Origin of the sequence: Arthrobacter sp. 18067 (assembly GCF_902706295.1) — a bacterium.
Taxonomy (GTDB): domain Bacteria; phylum Actinomycetota; class Actinomycetes; order Actinomycetales; family Micrococcaceae; genus Arthrobacter.
Map to the genome: position 1 here is coordinate 1 of NZ_CACSJJ010000104.1, position 402 is coordinate 402.

1 protein-coding gene is annotated in these 402 nt (G+C 63.9%); it reads right to left on the reverse strand.

What is annotated here, in order from left to right; genetic code table 11:
* On the reverse strand, nucleotides 1–402 hold a 402-nt coding region (locus tag GVL04_RS24290), incomplete at both ends, for a hypothetical protein (protein ID WP_200846971.1).

Here is a 402-nt window from a genome sequence, read left to right on the forward strand (position 1 = left end):
CTCACGGTTCGACTGCCGGGCATCTTGCTGGAACTGCGCATCGGTGAGGCCGCCGGGCTGCTGGGCCAGGTAGTCCATGTGCGTCACTTGCACGCCGGCTTTCAGGTTCTCGGTGAACTGGTAGCGCACATCGGCGTAGGCGGTTTTGCTGTCGAATTGCGAATTCGGACGCCAGCCGTTGCCGCGCTTGTACTGCGCAAACGTGTAGTAGCTGAGCTTGCCCACCGTGCCGCTCACGCTGTTGAAGGAGTTGAAAAAGCCAAACGAGCCCACGGTCTGGCGCGAGGTCACGGCGGCTTTGCGGTCGGGGTCGGGGCCGCGCATCTCAAAGTTGAGCAGGCCGCCAAACTGGGTGCCGTACTGCAGCGACGCCGCCCCGCGCACCAGCTGAATGCGCTGCAC